This window comes from Schaalia sp. ZJ405 (genome assembly GCF_011038885.2).
Lineage (GTDB): Bacteria > Actinomycetota > Actinomycetes > Actinomycetales > Actinomycetaceae > Pauljensenia.
On sequence record NZ_CP064952.1, the window covers coordinates 2193768 to 2210798 of the forward strand.

The window sequence follows — 17031 nt, forward strand, 5'->3', positions numbered from 1 at the left end:
ACACCTGCCTGCCTGCGGACGGCGGGTAGGGTGAGTCAAAACTTTTTTCACCCATGTTTCCATGAAGGGGGACACCAACAATGCCAAGTGTAGACCTGAAGAAGTTCGACGCAATGCTGATCGAAACAGACAACTTGTTACACAAGTTCGGGAAGCTCATCGACCCGAAGCGCGATGTATCCGTCAGTCTTCAACGCAGCGGCGACGACGACGAAGACCTGCTATCCGTGGAAGTTCCACGCCTGACAGAAGACGGCGAAACATTAGAGTTCGTGTACGAGCTGACGCTTTCTGACTGGCGGGACATGACACCAGAACAGATCGACGACATCGGACGTCAAGTTGTCTACGAAGCGTCCAAGAAACTCCTCAACGTCTAACCGGTTTTAGACGCTCCGCGTGGCCCTGCGCCTACCCCTGTGCGGGTGGTCGTCGGGCCTCTCTTTTTATGCCCTCAGGTATAACGTAAAAAGTAACGTTTTGGGTGCCAATGTATGCTTTTCGGTGCGTCTGTGTGCGTCCCCATGCGTATTGGCTGTCAGCGTGTTTTCGTTGGAATAACGCCGTTTTTGGCGTGTTCATTAGGCTCTAGGGTTGTGCGTGAAAAGTGGGAATATCATATTCGTTTTATCTAATCGCCATACGGCACAGACATTCACTACGTCTCTCCTTCCCGCGGACAGTTTTGCGGGAACAACCTGTGATGGAGGAGACTTTACCCATGACAACCGCCTCGAAGAAGAAGCTCATCGAAGTCTCGATCCCTCTTGATGCCATTAATGAGGCGTCAGCGCGTGAGAAGTCGATTCGCCACGGACATCCATCGACACTCCACCTGTACTGGTCCCGTAAACCGTTGTCGACTTCCCGAGCCGTGCTCTTTGCTCAGCTTGTTGACGACCCATCGTCGCGTCCCGAGGAGTTTCCAACGACTGAAGATCAGGACCGGGAACGCGCCCGCCTGCACGACCTGATGAAGCGGATGGTCATCTGGGAAAACAGTAACGATCCCGTAATTCTCGCTGAGGCTCGCCGTGAGATCCTCAAGTCAACGGGCGAGACCGTACCGTCCGTCCTCGATCCCTTTACCGGAGGTGGGTCAATTCCGCTGGAAGCCCAACGTCTTGGCTTGCACGCCGAAGGCAGTGATCTCAACCCCCTCGCGGTCCTTATTTCCAAGGCATTGATAGAGCTCCCCCCCCCCCTCGCAGGTAATGCACCAGTATTCCCTGAGTCAAAACTTCAGGGTGCCAACTGGCCGAAGGCAAGCGGCCTAGCCGAAGACATCCGTCGCTATGGCCGGTGGATGCGCGATGAGGCATACCGTCGCATCGGTCATCTCTACCCTACGGTCACAGACTCCAGCGGAACTGAACGCACAGTTATCGCGTGGAAATGGGCGCGTACAGTTATCAACCCAAACCCTGCGAACCCCATCGAAGTTCCTCTGGTCAGCTCGTGGTGGCTGAGCAAGAAGAAAGGCAAAGAAGCCTGGGTTGAAGCACAGGTCGTTAACGGCCAGATCCAATACACCGTTCGCAACAACGCTGAAGGCCCCACAGGTGACGCAGAGGGCACAATCAATCGACGTGGAGCCGTCTCCATCGCCGATGGAACACCAATCCCTTTTACTTACATACGAAGTGAGGGAAAAGCTGGGCGTATGGGGGCTCACCTCATTGCGATCGTTGCTGAGGGAACTAGAGGCCGAGTGTACATTTCACCGAATAGTACTCATTTCAACACCGCAGAGATTCTCCGTCCAACAGAAATTCCAGATAGCTCGCTGGCAAGAAATCCGCGCGATTTTAAGACCCCCAACTACGGACTCACAACATTCGCTGATCTGTTCACTGATCGGCAGCTTGTTGCGTTGACAACGCTCAGTGATCTTGTGAGCGAAACCCGCGAGAAGATCTTCCATGATGCGCTAGCTGCGGGAATGTCCGCGGGTGAGCGTTTAGAGGACGGCGGTATCGGTGCTCACGCCTACGCCGACACCGTGGCCACTTACCTCGCCCTGGCGGTCAGTCGAACAACCGATTACTCATCTAACCTTTGTAGTTGGCACGCTGGCCGAGACACATTGAGAAATGTTTTTGGGCGACAGGCGATCCCTATGGTGTGGGACTTTGCCGAGACCAATCTCTTCTCCAGATCCTCTGGAAACTTCTACGGTCAGATCACATGGGTTGCAAAGGTCGTCGATAACCTCCCGGCCTCTCCTCGTGGCCTGGTCACCCAGGCGGATGCTGCAACCCGCGACTACAGCGACGTCGTTATCTCGACGGATCCGCCGTACTACGACAATATCGGATACTCGGATCTCTCCGACTTCTTCTACGTCTGGCTACGCCGCTCTTTGCGAAATATCCTGCCGTCAACGGTCTCAACAATGCTCACACCTAAGGCTGAAGAACTGGTGGCCAACCCTTATCGTCACGACGGGAAGGACGGTGCCGCCGAATTCTTCATCGACGGCTTTAACTCCGTGTTCGCCCGCATCCGCGGCCAGGCGAACCGGGAGATTCCGATGACGGTGTACTACGCATATAAGCAACAGGACACGCGAGACTCCGGTACAGCCTCAACGGGCTGGCATACCCTGCTTGATGGCCTCATCGCCGCGGGCTGGGAGGTTACCGCAACGTGGCCAATGCGTTCAGAATTGACAAACCGCATGCTTGCACGCGGAACAAACGCACTCGCCTCCTCAATCGTCCTAGCCTGCCGACCCAGAAGTCAGGACGCGCGCATCATCTCGAAGAGTCAGTTCGTCTCCCAACTCAAATCTGAACTGCCTGAAGCACTACGTACAATGCTTCAGGGCAATGTCCAGCCCGTCGACCTGGCTCAAGCAGCCATCGGTCCAGGAATCTCCGTGTTCTCACGATATTCACGGGTCCGTGACGCAGCTGGAAACACCATGAGCGTCAAAGATGCCCTGATGCTCATCAACCACACTCTCGACGAAGTCTTGGGCGAACAGGAAAGTGACTTTGACCCAGAGACTCGATTCGCCATCAAGTGGTATCGGCAAAACGGCTGGTCCTCCGACAATTCCGGGCTAGCCGACCAGCTGGCGCGTTCGAGTGACACTAGCCTGGGCGCATTGGAACGCGGTGGCATCCTCGAGGCCGCCGCCGGGAAAACCCGTCTGCTGTCCCCCACAGAACTTAATGGCATGTGGCAGATCGAACGCGACGAACACGTGAGCATCTGGGAGGCCGTCATCCGCCTCGCCGCCCTCCTCAAACATCACGGCACTGAAACTGTCGCTGAATTACTCCCCCGCGTCCGCCAGCGAGTCAGCGTAGACGCTGTGAAGGAACTGGGGTTCCTCCTGTTCCACGAAGCAGAAAAGAAGGGTGACGGAGAAGACGCCCTGCTGTTCAACTCGCTCATCAGCTCGTGGGGAGACCTCCAACGACAATCCCACAGTTACTCGGCTGAATTCCCAGAAACCCAAAGCTCCCTAGAAATCTAAACCTGCGGTCCCCCACCCCCAAGGTAGTGACGCCACCACGGGAACTGTCACCCGGGGAAAAGCGGAGTCGTCCTCGTTAATCATCCACCGTCATCCAGAAAAGCTCACACAACAGCAAAGACCTGCACGTAAGGACAACATCGTGGCACTGAACAATCGCGAACGTATCGGCAAAGCGATCGATCTGTTAGCTGAGGGACTCTATGACCTCGTTGATGAGGTCATGACCGGATACAAAGGTGAGAATTGGAACGAGGTGTGGGCGCAAGAGGATGCCTACCGCTACGGCATTGTGAAGAGCCATTCGAAGGACGATCCCCAGACCCTGCTCAAAGCCATACAGATCTTCGGAAAACAATTCAAGGACCACCTCAACCGGGTCCAGCAAGGATTTGCCACTGAACTGGTTGACGTGCGCAACAAGTGGGCGCACGGGGAACGGTTCAGCTCCGACGAAACACGCCGTGCACTGGACACCGCGAAACTCCTGCTACAGGCCGTCAATGCCACCGAGTCCGCCGAGACGGTACACAAAATGATCGAAGACCTGCAACGAACGGTCTACGAAAAGCAAACCCAGGATCAGAAGAAGCAGGCGCGATTCTCATCGGATGTAACAACTGGACTGCCCGCGTGGCGTACCCTCATCCGACCGCACGACGACGTTGCACGCGGAAACTTCACCGCCGCCGAGTTCGCCGCGAACCTCCACTCTGTCCACACCGGGGAATCTCTCTCAGCCGAGTATTCCGACCCTGTTGAATTCTTCAACCGCACCTACCTGACCGAAGGACTCAGGGACCTACTTTCGCGTGCACTCCAACGACTCAATGGATCGATGAACGCCAGTCCCGTCATCAACCTACAAACAAACTTTGGCGGCGGTAAAACTCATTCGATGCTCGCGCTCTACCACCTCTTTAGTGGGATCCCTGCCGACGATCTCCCTGAAGAGATTGGAGAACTTGTCAGTGAAAATGGAAGTCCTGACCTCTCAACGCTTGGCGTACGCCGGGTGGCGCTAGTTGGCACATACCTCAAAGCCGGTGCACCCTCAATCAAAGAGGATGGAACAGCGGTCAATACGATCTGGGGAGAACTCGCGTGGCAGCTGGGCGGACGCGAAGCCTACGACATTATTGCTTCTTCCGATAAAAGCCGCATGAGCCCCGGCGAGGACCTCAAGACACTTCTCAAGAGATACGCCCCCGCACTGATCCTCATTGACGAATGGGTTGCGTACGCGCGAGACCTTGTTGGGAACGACGACGCGTGCGGAGGCACTTTCGACACCCAGTTCACGTTCGCGCAGCTGCTGACTGAGACCGTTGCCGAAATCCCCGGAGCGATGGTTGTCATCTCAATTCCTGCTTCCGACAGCGACGGCTCCGGAGGAAGCAACGATTTAGAAGTCGGCGGAAACAACGGTCGAAAGGCTTTGGAACGATTACAGAACGTGACTCGACGCGTCGCCAATCAATGGCGCCCATCGTCCAAGGACGAATCCTTCGAGATCGTTCGGCGTCGTCTCTTCCAAACGCCAGATGCCGACGCCATGCGCACCATATCGACTATTGCACGCACCTTCGTCGACCTCTACCGCAATAACACCAGCCTCTTCCCTTCCAGCGCCGCGACCCCGAACTCGGACTATGAGGCCCGAATCAAAGCCTCGTACCCACTCCACCCCGAATTGCTTGATCGGTTCTACGAGGATTGGTCAACGTTGGAACGGTTCCAACGGACACGCGGTGTTCTCAAACTTATGTCCGCAATCGTCCATGAGCTATGGGCATCCAACGACCAGTCACCGCTGATCATGCCGGCGACTGTGCCGTTGGCCGCAACTTCAGTGAGTACCGACCTGACGCAGTACCTGGAAGACTCGTGGAAGGCCATCATCGACTCCGACGTTGACGGCCCCACGTCTACCCCATACTCCCTTGACGCAACCCGACCGCACCTAGGGCACAGATCCATTGCCAAGCGCATCGCCCGGACAATCTTCATTGGTTCAGCGCCGAGAAGCGGGTCCGCACGTAAAGGCCTAGATAAGCAGTACGTATGGTTAGGGACGGCACTTCCCGGCGACACCCTTGCCGACTTTGGTGGCGCCCTGGAATTGCTCGCCCAGAACTCCACCTATTTCTATGCCGATCAAGGCATGTACTGGTTCGACACCAAGCCATCACTCATGAAGACTGCTCGCGAACACGCTGATCGTCTCCGCGAAGACCCTGGCGTAGTGTGGAACGAAATCACTCAGCGGTTACAGAACGCTGAACGCCCGAACTCCGTTTTCGGACGTGTCCATATCGCGCCCCAAAGCTCCGCCGATGTCCCAGATACCGACGAAGTTCGTCTGGTCATTGTTCCTCCCAAATTCGGCACGTCGAAGAAGGCCGGATCCCAATCAGGTGCACAAGAATGGGTTCGTGACTTCGTCGAAAACAAAGGCAGCGCCCCGCGCACACACCGTAACTCCCTGATCTTTGTGGCATCTGGAACTAGCGAATTAGAGACCCTTGAGGGTGCAACGCGGAACTATCTTGCATGGAAGATGATTATCGAACGCGAGAAGTCCCTGAATCTGACGTCCCAGCAGCTGGAGGACGCGAAGAGTCAGCTGAAGCAGTACGGCCAGAGCATCACTGATAACATCCGCAACACCTTCATCTGGGCTCTCTATCCCACTCAACCGGATCCTCAAGATGCTTTCATCATCGACCAGATGCGGATCCCCGACTCCGGCGGACACACCATCACGGACCGTGTGAGCACAGCGATGTGCAATCAAGAAGAAATCATCACAATCCTTGGTCCCGAAATGCTGGGACAAATCCTTCATGAGCAGTTGGGTGCACTGTGGACCACTCAAGAGGAAATCAGCGTCAAATCCCTGTGGGATATCTTCACAAAGTATCCCTACATGCCCAGGTTGTCTACGAGACAGGTCCTTGATCAGGCAATTCTTGGCGCCGCAGACAGGGTATTGATGTCCGGTGAGCAGTTTGCCATCGCGGGCGGTAAAAGCCCGGACACCAAGCGATACACCTCTCTGATCATCCCACCAGACGCGAACGCACAGATTCAAGTCAGCGACAACACACTACTGGTTGACTACGTCCGCGCCCAGCAACAGCATCTCGAAGATGAAAAGCGCCTCCAGGAACAGGGCTCCCAGCAGAGCACCGTGGAAATCAGTGGTCACGCTCAATCCAGCGGAAATGAACTTACTGGGTTCTCTGCGGATGATGACTATCTCGGGCGCGCTTCGACAACACTTGGGACAGCCTCCGGCCCTATCGGTATCACCCCCATGCCTATACCGGTGGAACAGCCGAAGACACGTTTCTTTGGTACCGCATCAATCGACGGTACCCGGTTCGCGCGAAGCGCAGTTAGCATCTCTCAAGAAATCATTGACATACTGATTCGATTCGGTGACTCTGTCACCGTCAAAATTGACATCGACGCGACAAAATCCGACGGTTTTAGCCAACACGAAATGCGAACGATCAAAGAAAATGCCACGACGTTGAAGTTCGAATTCTCTGAGTTCGAGGAGGAGTGAGGGGATGTGACCGCCGCCTGGTTGGTGGCGGCACACATTGGCAACGTGAATTGCAGGCCGACCGGGACCCCAGGATCCTTCTGACGCTATTCGAGAATCCCATCCAAATCACTCAACTCATCCTCAGCGCCCAAATCACTCAACTCATCTTCAACGCCCAAATCACTCAACTCATCTTCAACGCCGTTGATCTGATTATTTATATGCAACGGATCACCGAGGTTTCGCGGTTCGGGTCTTACGCAGACTCGTATGCCATCAATATGTTCATTCAAGCTATCACTGATCGTTGCCCACATCGGATCGAGCACGAAGTCAATCCCCTCACGACGTGCATGTTTTGCGGCAGGAACAAAATCACTATCACCTGAAATCATGACAATCTGATTGACGATCCGATTCTTCGCGAGCGAAGCGATATCCAATCCAATACGCATATCAACCCCTTTTTGAGTGATATCCAGCGTAAAATCACTCTCAGTAAGATCATCAACTCCAATAGTCTTACTGCAAAGCTTCTTCAAGGCAGAGGAAGATAATTGATATCCCTGCTGAGTTTCCAGTTCCTCACCTCGCCTAAGCGCAACCTTCCTCTTCTTTGTTAAAGCCCTTAAAAATTCAGTCATCCAGCTAAATTCGGGAGTCTTTGCCAGATTTATTTGCTTTTGCAGGAGAGGATGAAAGATAACTTTCTGAGAGGGTTCACAGTCGTAATAGAAGATTCGATACAAGCGTGAACTCGATCTCTTAATGTGCCTCCTACAATATTCCAGAAGTTCATCTGCGCGATCATGAGGAGATTTTTTACCAAACAATCGCTTCGCTCGACGACGATAAAAACCACCGTCAACAATAATTGCAGTTACCGTATCGTGCATCATTGCATTCCTTGAGAAGAACGCCCCTGTCATCGGCACTCTCCTGATCAGCGGAGGGTCAACGGCAGGGGCTGTTTACCTCATATTATCGAGGGAAACGATGAGAGTCAACCGATACGCAGACAGAGTTTCCAGCCGATTCGGCACGTGTAAACCACAGCACCAGGTCACGGTGAAGATTCCCGCACTCGCTCAGGGCAAGAGCACGACAGTTTCCCTGGCTGGACTGACCTCAGCTCATGAGGGGACTTTCCCTCTCGGCGATCTCAAGCTGACCTATGACACCGCTACCGCCAACAATGGTGGATACGTCAATGGCAGCGACTCTGGCAACATCGTTCAGACGTACGAGGCCGCGCTTGCATTTGTTGAAAGCCCACGCTGGGACGACTCGTCCTCGACACCAGATAAATCCGTCACCATCCCGAACACAGGTGGGACTGTCAAAGACGGCACAACCATCGAGGTCGAAGGCCCAGGCACAGCCACGCTCAACGAGGACGGCTCCATCACCGTCACACCAAAGGACAACGCCAAACCCGGCGACACGATTGTCGTGACAGTGAAAGACGGAAATGGCGAGGTGCTTGACACCTTGACTGTGACCGTCGACCAGCCTGAGAAAGTTTCCGCTGGAAAACCTGAGAAGTCTTCCTCTGGAAAGAAGGGCAAGCTCGCAAAGACTGGTGCTGCTGTGGGAGGCATAGCTGTCATCGCTATGGCTTCGATGGCGGCAGGAACAGCGATCATGCGTCGTCGTCATGACGCCTGACATGGGCGCATGACTCGGTAGGCGCATCTACGGCGTTCGGTGGCACCCCGAATGGGTGTCCCCGAACGCCATCTTGTTTAACCCGATGATCCTGAAACCCGACTTACGACATGGGTGTGTGATCGGGTTAACTTTTGATGTGTTGGTCTGGGGTTTTGGGTTTTGGGTGGTGGGTTTTTCCGCACTAAGGGGGGGTGGGTTGTAGTGTGATGTTTGTGAGTCCGTATATCCGTACTGTTACTACCGCTTCGGGTGCTACTGCTGTGCAGGTGGTGTTGGAGGAACACGCGGGTAGAAAGACGATGAAGCATATTGGTTCTGCTCATGACGATAGTGAGTTGGCACTGCTTAAAGCTCAGGCTCAGCGTTTTATTGATGGCGATCAGCTTGTGCTCGATTTAGGTCTGGGTGGAGAGTGGGAAGCTTCAGGTATTGGCTCGAAAGGATCATCCGCTGCCGGTGAGTTCGCAGAAGGCTGGGGTACTGCTGGAGTGTATTGATACCTGCTACCAGCGACTGGGTTTGGATGTTGTTACTGGAGGTGACCGGGTCTTTGCGGATTTGGTGCGTGCTCGTATCATTGCGCCGGGCTCGAAGTTGGACTCGATTGAAACGCTGGCTGAGGTTGGTGTGTCCTGTGTAAGTTATCGCACTATCCAGCGTCACTTGCCTCACTTTGCTACCGAGGCTTTTCGTGAGGTGTTAAGCCAGGCGTTGGCTTCTCATGCCAGCATTGGTGCGGGTAGTTTCATTTTGTACGACGTTACTACACTGTACTTTGAGACTGATACGCCCGATGAGTTGCGTAAGTCAGGGTTTTCTAAAGAACGTCGGGTTGAACCCCAAATCCTTGTTGGTCTGCTCACCGATGCCACTGGTTTTCCGCTGCATATTGGGGCTTACGAAGGAAATCAAGCTGAAACGCGTACGATGCTGCCGATGATCCGGGCTTTTCAGGCTGCCTACAACATCGATCAGATCACTGTTGTTGCTGACGCGGGAATGTTTTCGGCTGAGAATAAAACTGCACTCGTTGAGGCTGGGTTGGACTACATACTCTCAACGAAGGTCTCCCGCATGCCTGAGGTTATTGCACAGTGGAAACGTGATCACCCCGGTACCGACTATCCCCACGGGCAAATATGGTCACAGTCTGCTATATTGACGGGCGTCAAGCCCTATCAGGTAAGCCGAACTCCATTATCCACTTTCACTACTCCTACGACCGGGCCCGGCGAACGTTGCGCGGTATCGATGAGCAACTCGCCAAGGCTGCCCGTGCGGTAGAAGGCAAAGTAGCGATCAAACGTAATCGCTACGTCGATCTGAAAGCCCCAAGCAAGAAGATCAACTACGAATTGGCCGCTAAACATAGGGCTTTAGCTGGGATTAAAGGTTACGAAACAACACTGACATCGATGCCAGCACCGCAAGTGCTCGCTGCCTACCGGCATCTGCTCAACATTGAAAAGTCGTTCAGAATGTCCAAATCTGATCTTAAAGCCCGCCCGATCTACGCCCGCACCCAAGATTCAATCAACGCTCACCTCAACATCGTCATGGCCGCCCTAGCAATCAGCCAGATGATAGAAACAGCCACAGGTAAAAGCATTAAACGCGTCGTACGAACCCTCAAAAAGTACCGAACCTTCGAACTAACACTCAACACCACCACCATCCACGCCGCCACACCACTACCCCCAGACGTCCAACAACTCGTCAACACCATCACCAACCCCAAAATTCCGCACTAAAATGTCGTAACTCGGGAAGACTGGTGCTGCTGTGGGAGGCATAGCTGTCATCGCTATGGCTTCGATGGCGGCAGGAACAGCGATCATGCGTCGTCGTCATGATGCCTGACATGGGCGCGTGACCCGGTAGTCGCATCTACGGCGTTCGGTGGCACCCCGAATGGGTGTCCCCGAACGCCATCTTGTTTAACCCGATGATCCTGAAACTCAACCGCCCCGTCTCCCTGACATTCACGTGCAGGGAGACGGGGTGGGCAACATCGACATTATCGTCGGATGATCAAGCAGCACGGGCTCTAGACTCCGCATACTTGAAGCATGAATCATTGCTGCGAACTCAACACATAGTCTTCAACGCATGGCGAGCATCACTTGCTTGGGCGGGCGCTCATCGCTAGACTTAGGGGACGAGGTAGCCCGAACAGTTTCCGTATGGTGGCGTTCCATGACAAGCTCATGGATAGGGCTACCTCCTGTTATCAAACTTCCACCAGGTCCCAGTCGGCCGACGTGCACGATTTCTTACCTGTGCAGCCCTATTACTCGAGTGAATACTTATTTTTCCTTGGAAGCACGACATTACGGTGCCAGCCACCATGTCAGCCAGCTGAAGGCCGATGTCGACTTTTGAATCCCGACACACAATTTCTTTGGCAACATTCTCTCCGTTGCGATTCACACGTTCCATCAGATATTTCGTCGTCCTGATTCCGTGGAAAGCCCGTAAATCAGCCCCATCAATAACAATGGTTGCATCCTTTATAGTGCCCCAGGTATGTGTCAAAAGTTGTTTAATAAAGTAAGCCTTCATGGTTGACCCATTGGACTTCAGGAAGTCACTTGTCAAAATGCGCTTGTCAACGATGATGACGCGGACGGAAAATTTATTCTCTGAGACGAGTCTGAAGAACTCTTCGCGGTGTGCTTCTTTCATTTTTGAGTGCTTGAACTCACCATTTTTTCTTTTCAGGTAGTCTGGAGCATTCTCAAGCACCCCTTTAAGCGCCAAATAATCAGCTTCTGTAGGAAAGATGCACGAAGCCAGGACGAGGTATTCTGAGGACCCGCGGTTAAATTTGACCCCAGCATCACCTGAGTCGTCAATAAATACGAGCACTAATTTCCACTTCTTTCACCAAACCAAATTTCTATTCACTTCTTCTACTAGACGACTACTCATCCCATTCTTCAGGGAGAATTTGGGGTTCCTCACCCCACCGTTATCGTAGCCGAGGGCACGACCGACACGGCCCGCTTGAGTAGCTTAGTCGGTAACGTTGGAAAGTTCATGTCAATAGCGTTCGACAGTGACTCTGACCACCTGACGAGATTACGCGGAAAATTCGGTTCTCAACCGTTTGGACCTATGTCGGCCCTCATTCGCGCCATCCCAAGCAACACGCGCCTCATTCACGCGGACACGCTCGACCCGTACCGATATTTTGACCTATAACCCTCATGACGCCTGACATGGGCGCGTGACTCGGTAATCGCATCTATGGCGTTCGGTGGCACCCCGAATGGGTGTCCCCGAACGCCGTCTTGTTTAACCCGATGATCCTAAAACTCAACCGCCCCGCTCCCTGACATTCACGTGCAGGGAGACGGGGCGGTTAAAAGTATCGAAATCCAGCTCCTAGACAGTCACATCTTCTTTCAGCTTCGCGATCGTCGGACGATGCTGAGGACCTGCGAGCATGAGCAAGGTGCCTTCTGGATGCTGATCTAGATAGTCAAGAAACATGTCCACTGTGGAATCAGCGTCGTACGGCATAGACAACTCAGTCTCCCCGCCTCGAGAAAATGCACCCTCTTGACGAGTGAATGGGAGGAGAACCGTCTTACCTCTGGTGAGAACGAAAACGTTGGCATACCCGCCGGCCGCTTTCACTCGGTCAAAAAGTACCTTCATGGGTTCTTCACCGAGCGCCGTCACGACGAACTGCCTACCCAGATCATTCACGACGGGAAAATTTCTCGGATGCTCTGCCAACGATTTGAGGATGGTCTTAGTGAATTCTTTCCGACGGTCATCAACTGTCATCGCCGTTACCCTTCCTCTCTTCGCATCAGACTATCAGCATAGTCAATAAGCGCATCAATGGATCGATCGTAGTTGCGGCTCACGTCTTCTATCTGTCGTAGCGGCTGAAAGGGCTCGAATTGCCCATGCTTCGGATACCGAATCTCATCATGCAAGTGGATGCACCCATGATTGAGGCAGTCAGCGGAAGCTATCTTCTTGATCCGACGTCCCTGGTCCCAATCTTCTTGATCCGACGTCCCTGGTCCCAATCTTCCTGACGAATTTCCATGTAGAAATCTGCAAGTTGACCACCCAGGTACCACCTACGGATCTCCAAGATCACTGTCGGATCGCAATCAATCGGCTGGAGAAAGACCGGCTCAGCTTTAACAAGTGAGGACCGCGGAGGCGGAGTCCAGGCAAGTTGCGCTTCCGCCTCGGCGCGACTTCGCTTTGCCTCACGTCGGAGCCGATGTTTCTCCTGCATTCATCCCTCACCAGATTCGGGCTTATACGACCAAACAGAAAACCCCGCGATCTCAACGATCACGGGGTTCCGCACGCGGAGACGAGGGGATTCGAACCCCTGAATCGCGCAACGCGATTAACTCCTTAGCAGGGAGCCCCCTTCGGCCACTCGGGCACGTCTCCTCAACCGGCGACGAAGTCGCAGCTCAGACATTCCGTTTTCCGCGAAATTCAGCCAGTTGGCGGAGGGCGAGGGATTCGAACCCCCGGTGCCATCGCTGACACAACGGTTTTCAAGACCGTCACCTTCGGCCGCTCGGTCAGCCCTCCGGACTACCTGATCGTACCCGAAAGTCTGGCGTTTCGTTGAATTCATTGACGAGGACGACCACCCAAGTTCATCACACATCTGCTCTTCACCGCGGGAAAACCGCGGAAACGGAAGCCGGGTGGCGAGGTCGCCAGCCTCGCGTTGACCGACAACCTCAAGCCCTTCCTAGCAAGCCCTTCCCAGACAGCAGAGGCAGGACAAGGAAACTCTCCGACAGGAAAACCCTCGGAGCCCAGTTCACCCCCCCCCGCGAAAACAGCCAAAGAGCCCTAAAGCAGCCAAAGAGACGACTCCCCGACAGTAAGCCAGAGTCCGCTCAGGCCCGACTACCGAAGAAGTTCCAGGATTTCTTGTCTTTGGGTGCTTCCTCCGGTTTATCCAGCAGACCACGCGAAAGTGCGGGCGCGATCGGCGGCCACAGCGGCACGCGAACAGCAAGGGTTGCTTGAACGGCGTGGTAGACATCCCATCGCGAGGCTTTCGCCCGGTCGAGCGGCTGGTTGTGAGCATCGAGACGTCGTGCCCATCGCCCGGGTTGGGTAATGAGGTAGTCATTAATGAAGTCAAGAAATGAGCGGTAGCAGTGCTCGTAGTGTTCGACCTCGCCAGCGGAGGCGCCGTCGTCAAGCATTGCTCGCCGCACGGCCGCCGCGGCGTACACGCCTTCGCAGACAACCCACTGTTGGTGTTCGTCCTCGCCGTCGAGGGGTTCACCATCGGCATCGATTCCGGTGGCAAATCCGGGGTTACCGTCGGTACGACGCCAGCCGTCAACGCGGGTGCGCTCGAAGAGTTCCTGTGCCATTTCCATGAGGTACGCGGGCTGGGAACGTCCCAGGGATCGCAGGCCGGCGCGGATCTGCAAAGCGATGTGAACCCATTGGAGTGCGTGTCCGGTGACCGTGCCGTGGTAAATGCGACGCTGGTCAATCATCCCGGTCGGCGGCTCGCTCAGCGGCTCCCAGGTTTCGTCGTAGTACTCGGGCAGACGCCAGTTGCGTTCCGAACCGATCTGATACGCATAGGACGCCATGATTTCAGCGCGTTCAAGCCACACGGGGTCAGTTGTTGCTTCGGCCGCCGCCAAGTAAGCCTCGGCGGTGTGCAGGAGCGTCCCCAGGCTGCGCACGGGCAGTGCCTCAGTGAAGGCTTCGTCGTATTGGTCGCGCACGAGGCCGGTTCCTTCGAGCCAGTGGCGTTCCTGGTCGTGCAGGACAGCAGCGAGAAGTTCATAGGCTCCGGGGCGGTCGGCAACGACAGCAGCAGCCAGGCCGAGGATGACGTAGGCGTTGTGGTACTGGGATTTACCGCGCCCATCTTGATCCCACGGTTGACCGTGTCCATCATCGGTGGGTTCGGGTGTAATGGAAGTCCACATGCCACCGTTGACGGGATCGGTGAAGTAGTTGCGCAGCGCTTTGACGGCGTGGTCGGCATAGCGACGTGACCCGGGCAGTCCCATGAGGACACCCAGTGAGAAGACGTAGAGCATACGCGCGGTGACAGCCAGGTCAATGCTGCGCGCAGGATCCGGCTCACCCTGGTCGTTGAGATGCGCGAAACCCGTAGGAACAATTGCGCCTTCGGCCTCTCTGATCAGGGCCTGCATCTGTGCAGACAGCCAGCGATTGTGCTCAACGGAGTCAAACCAGCCCACGAAAGTTCTCCTGACAATGAGTGATGAATACTTGACTGCACGATCGACGGTGATCAGCAGTGATCTATGCTACATAGCGTAGCTGGTCTCAGCGCATTTGTGGGAGTCGGTGGTCCCACAACACGGACGTCCCCATCCACGATCACCTTCCTCGCATATGCGCACGTCATCTTGCCTTCCAAGGGATCCCGCATCCACGCCCTTCCTCGTACATGTTGCCGCGTTCCGGTGGTTCTCATTGACGAGGACGAGGCCGGCTTCCCATCACTCGCCACATCACGCGCACCCGCGATCACCAGTACAGATGTTCCCGTCCAACGGTCGGGAACACCCCAAGAAGTGTGCACATACGTGCGACACTGGATACATGCATGAAAGAGCTGGCACCGTTGCCTTACCTGAAGACCTCATTGACATTGACGACGTTATTTCGGCCTATTACGACGTAGAACCGGATCCAACAAACGTGGACCAACGCGTCGCTTTCGGTACCTCCGGTCACCGCGGCTCATCGTTAGATGGAAAATTCAACGAAGCCCACATTGTTGCGATCACCGCGGCAATCATTGAGTACCGTAAGAGCCAGGGCATTGACGGCCCGTTGTTCATCGGTCGCGACACGCACGCTCTGTCAGAACCCGCGTGGCGGACAGCACTCGAAGTATTAGCTGCCGCCGGGGTTGATACGCGCATCGATTCGCGTGGCTCCTACACTCCGACGCCCGCGGTGTCCGTGGCGATTCTTGGGGCGAACGGCGCTCCCGGTGCGCTTCGCACACAAGGCCCCGGACTGGCAGACGGCATCGTGGTCACGCCCTCGCATAATCCTCCCCGCGATGGCGGTTTCAAGTACAACCCTCCTCACGGCGGCCCCGCTGATTCTGATGCAACCGGGTGGATTGCTGCGCGAGCAAATGAAATCCTTGAGGAAGGCTGGCATCGTGTCCCACGAATCATCGGGTCCTCACTGCTGGACAGCCCAAGCATCCAAGAATTCAACTACCTGAAGTATTACGTTGATCAGTTGGACACCGTCATCGACATGGAAGCGATCCGCAACGCCGGTGTCCGCATTGGCGCCGACCCCCTGGGGGGCGCGTCCGTTGACTACTGGGCGGCGATTGCCGAACGCTACGGCTTGGATTTGACGGTCGTCAACCCGGTTGTGGACCCGGCATGGCCGTTCATGACGCTGGACTGGGATGGGAAGATCCGCATGGATTGCTCCTCGCCGTATGCGATGGCGTCGCTGCGTGAGGCGATGACTCCGGACGCGGACGGCAACACCCCGTATGACATTGCCACGGGCAACGACGCGGATTCGGATCGCCACGGCATCGTCACGCCGGATGGGTTGATGAATCCGAATCATTTCCTCGCCGTTGCCATTGAATATCTGTTCACGCATCGCCCCCAGTGGAGCGACCAGGCAGCGGTCGGTAAGACGCTGGTGTCGTCTGCCCTCATCGACCGGGTTGTCGGGGCGATGGGCCGCACCCTTGTTGAGGTGCCTGTCGGCTTTAAGTTCTTCGTTCCGGGTCTCCTCGACGGCAGTGTCGGTTTCGGTGGCGAGGAATCCGCGGGAGCGTCTTTCCTGCGTAAAGACGGGACCGTGTGGTCAACCGACAAGGACGGCATCATTCTTGCGTTGCTCGCTTCGGAAATCCTCGCGGTCACTGGGAAAACCCCCTCGCAGCTCCACAGGGAGCAGGTTGACCGTTTCGGAGCGTCCGCATATGCCCGTATTGACGCGCCGGCGAATCGCGAGCAGAAGGCGAAGCTCGCGGCCCTGTCCCCTGAGGATGTGTCTGCCACTGAGCTCGCTGGAGATCCGATTATTGCCAAGCTCGTCCGCGCTCCGGGTAATGATGCGCCGATCGGCGGTCTGAAGGTGACCACGGAGTTCGCGTGGTTCGCTGCCCGCCCGTCGGGCACCGAGGACGTGTACAAGATTTACGGCGAGTCCTTTAAGGGCGGCGATCATCTCGCAGAAGTCCAGGAGGCAGCAAAGGCTTTGGTGTCCGACGCTCTGAGCTAGTCGGCCCCACCGCACGTCTCACAGTTCGCGCTCGTCCTCGTTCATT

General features: G+C 55.3%; 12 protein-coding genes and 2 tRNA genes. 8 read left to right on the plus strand and 6 right to left on the minus strand.

From position 1 onward, the window contains the following. The first annotated feature begins 80 nt into the window (after positions 1–80). The 3 genes from G7Y41_RS09375 to G7Y41_RS09385 all read left to right on the plus strand — a co-directional run bounded on the left by G7Y41_RS09375 (position 81) and on the right by G7Y41_RS09385 (position 7061). The gene (locus tag G7Y41_RS09375) at positions 81–380 is read left to right on the plus strand and encodes a hypothetical protein (RefSeq protein ID WP_165316373.1); all 300 of its coding nucleotides are present in this window, start codon (positions 81–83) and stop codon (positions 378–380) included. A gap of 341 nt (positions 381–721) precedes the next feature. Further along, positions 722–3487, plus strand: a complete 2766-nt coding sequence (locus tag G7Y41_RS09380; RefSeq protein ID WP_165316372.1) for a DUF1156 domain-containing protein — start codon at positions 722–724, stop codon at positions 3485–3487. A gap of 142 nt (positions 3488–3629) precedes the next feature. Continuing rightward, positions 3630–7061, plus strand: a complete 3432-nt coding sequence (locus G7Y41_RS09385) for a DUF499 family protein (protein WP_165316371.1) — start codon at positions 3630–3632, stop codon at positions 7059–7061. Positions 7062–7147: 86 nt separating this feature from the next. On the opposite strand, the gene G7Y41_RS09390 is transcribed toward G7Y41_RS09385, so the two are convergent. Further along, positions 7148–7942, minus strand: a complete 795-nt coding sequence (locus tag G7Y41_RS09390) for an NYN domain-containing protein (RefSeq protein ID WP_165316370.1) — start codon at positions 7940–7942, stop codon at positions 7148–7150. 169 nt (positions 7943–8111) lie between these two features. Between G7Y41_RS09390 and G7Y41_RS09395 the strand changes: the two genes are divergently transcribed. The 4 genes from G7Y41_RS09395 to G7Y41_RS10125 all read left to right on the plus strand — a co-directional run bounded on the left by G7Y41_RS09395 (position 8112) and on the right by G7Y41_RS10125 (position 10465). After that, positions 8112–8711, plus strand: coding sequence for an Ig-like domain-containing protein (locus G7Y41_RS09395; protein WP_165316369.1), 600 nt, complete (start codon positions 8112–8114; stop codon positions 8709–8711). A 302-nt stretch (positions 8712–9013) separates the two neighbouring features. Continuing rightward, the gene (locus tag G7Y41_RS10115) at positions 9014–9211 is read left to right on the plus strand and encodes a hypothetical protein (RefSeq protein ID WP_231367288.1); all 198 of its coding nucleotides are present in this window, start codon (positions 9014–9016) and stop codon (positions 9209–9211) included. Beyond that, positions 9171–9998, plus strand: coding sequence for an IS1634 family transposase (locus tag G7Y41_RS10120; protein ID WP_231367289.1), 828 nt, complete (start codon positions 9171–9173; stop codon positions 9996–9998). Before G7Y41_RS10115 ends, G7Y41_RS10120 begins: the two co-directional genes overlap by 41 nt. Then, the gene (locus G7Y41_RS10125) at positions 9953–10465 is read left to right on the plus strand and encodes an IS1634 family transposase (protein ID WP_231367290.1); all 513 of its coding nucleotides are present in this window, start codon (positions 9953–9955) and stop codon (positions 10463–10465) included. Before G7Y41_RS10120 ends, G7Y41_RS10125 begins: the two co-directional genes overlap by 46 nt. A gap of 466 nt (positions 10466–10931) precedes the next feature. Here G7Y41_RS10125 and G7Y41_RS09405 read toward each other — a convergent pair whose 3' ends face one another. The 5 genes from G7Y41_RS09405 to G7Y41_RS09425 form a co-directional block, all read right to left on the minus strand. After that, positions 10932–11582, minus strand: coding sequence for a DUF3800 domain-containing protein (locus G7Y41_RS09405; protein WP_165316245.1), 651 nt, complete (start codon positions 11580–11582; stop codon positions 10932–10934). Positions 11583–12101: 519 nt separating this feature from the next. After that, positions 12102–12509, minus strand: a complete 408-nt coding sequence (locus G7Y41_RS09410) for a hypothetical protein (protein WP_165316246.1) — start codon at positions 12507–12509, stop codon at positions 12102–12104. Positions 12510–13054: 545 nt separating this feature from the next. Next, positions 13055–13142 (minus strand) — tRNA-Ser (locus G7Y41_RS09415). A 57-nt stretch (positions 13143–13199) separates the two neighbouring features. After that, a tRNA-Ser gene (locus G7Y41_RS09420) sits at positions 13200–13289 on the minus strand. A 317-nt stretch (positions 13290–13606) separates the two neighbouring features. Continuing rightward, positions 13607–14947, minus strand: a complete 1341-nt coding sequence (locus G7Y41_RS09425; protein WP_165316247.1) for an AGE family epimerase/isomerase — start codon at positions 14945–14947, stop codon at positions 13607–13609. A 367-nt stretch (positions 14948–15314) separates the two neighbouring features. On the opposite strand from G7Y41_RS09425, the gene pgm reads away from it, so the two are divergent. Further along, on the plus strand, positions 15315–16985 hold the full coding sequence (gene pgm / locus G7Y41_RS09430; protein ID WP_165316248.1) for a phosphoglucomutase (alpha-D-glucose-1,6-bisphosphate-dependent): 1671 nt from the start codon (positions 15315–15317) through the stop codon (positions 16983–16985). Positions 16986–17031 lie beyond the last annotated feature (46 nt).

Coding starts and splice junctions, on each gene's coding strand:
- G7Y41_RS09375 (WP_165316373.1), top strand. CDS start 81: ATGCCAAGTGTAGACCTGAAGAAGTTCGACGCAATGCTGATCGAAACA.
- G7Y41_RS09410 (WP_165316246.1), bottom strand. CDS start 12,509: ATGACAGTTGATGACCGTCGGAAAGAATTCACTAAGACCATCCTCAAA.
- G7Y41_RS10115 (WP_231367288.1), top strand. CDS start 9,014: ATGAAGCATATTGGTTCTGCTCATGACGATAGTGAGTTGGCACTGCTT.
- G7Y41_RS09390 (WP_165316370.1), bottom strand. CDS start 7,942: ATGATGCACGATACGGTAACTGCAATTATTGTTGACGGTGGTTTTTAT.
- pgm (WP_165316248.1), top strand. CDS start 15,315: ATGCATGAAAGAGCTGGCACCGTTGCCTTACCTGAAGACCTCATTGAC.
- G7Y41_RS09380 (WP_165316372.1), top strand. CDS start 722: ATGACAACCGCCTCGAAGAAGAAGCTCATCGAAGTCTCGATCCCTCTT.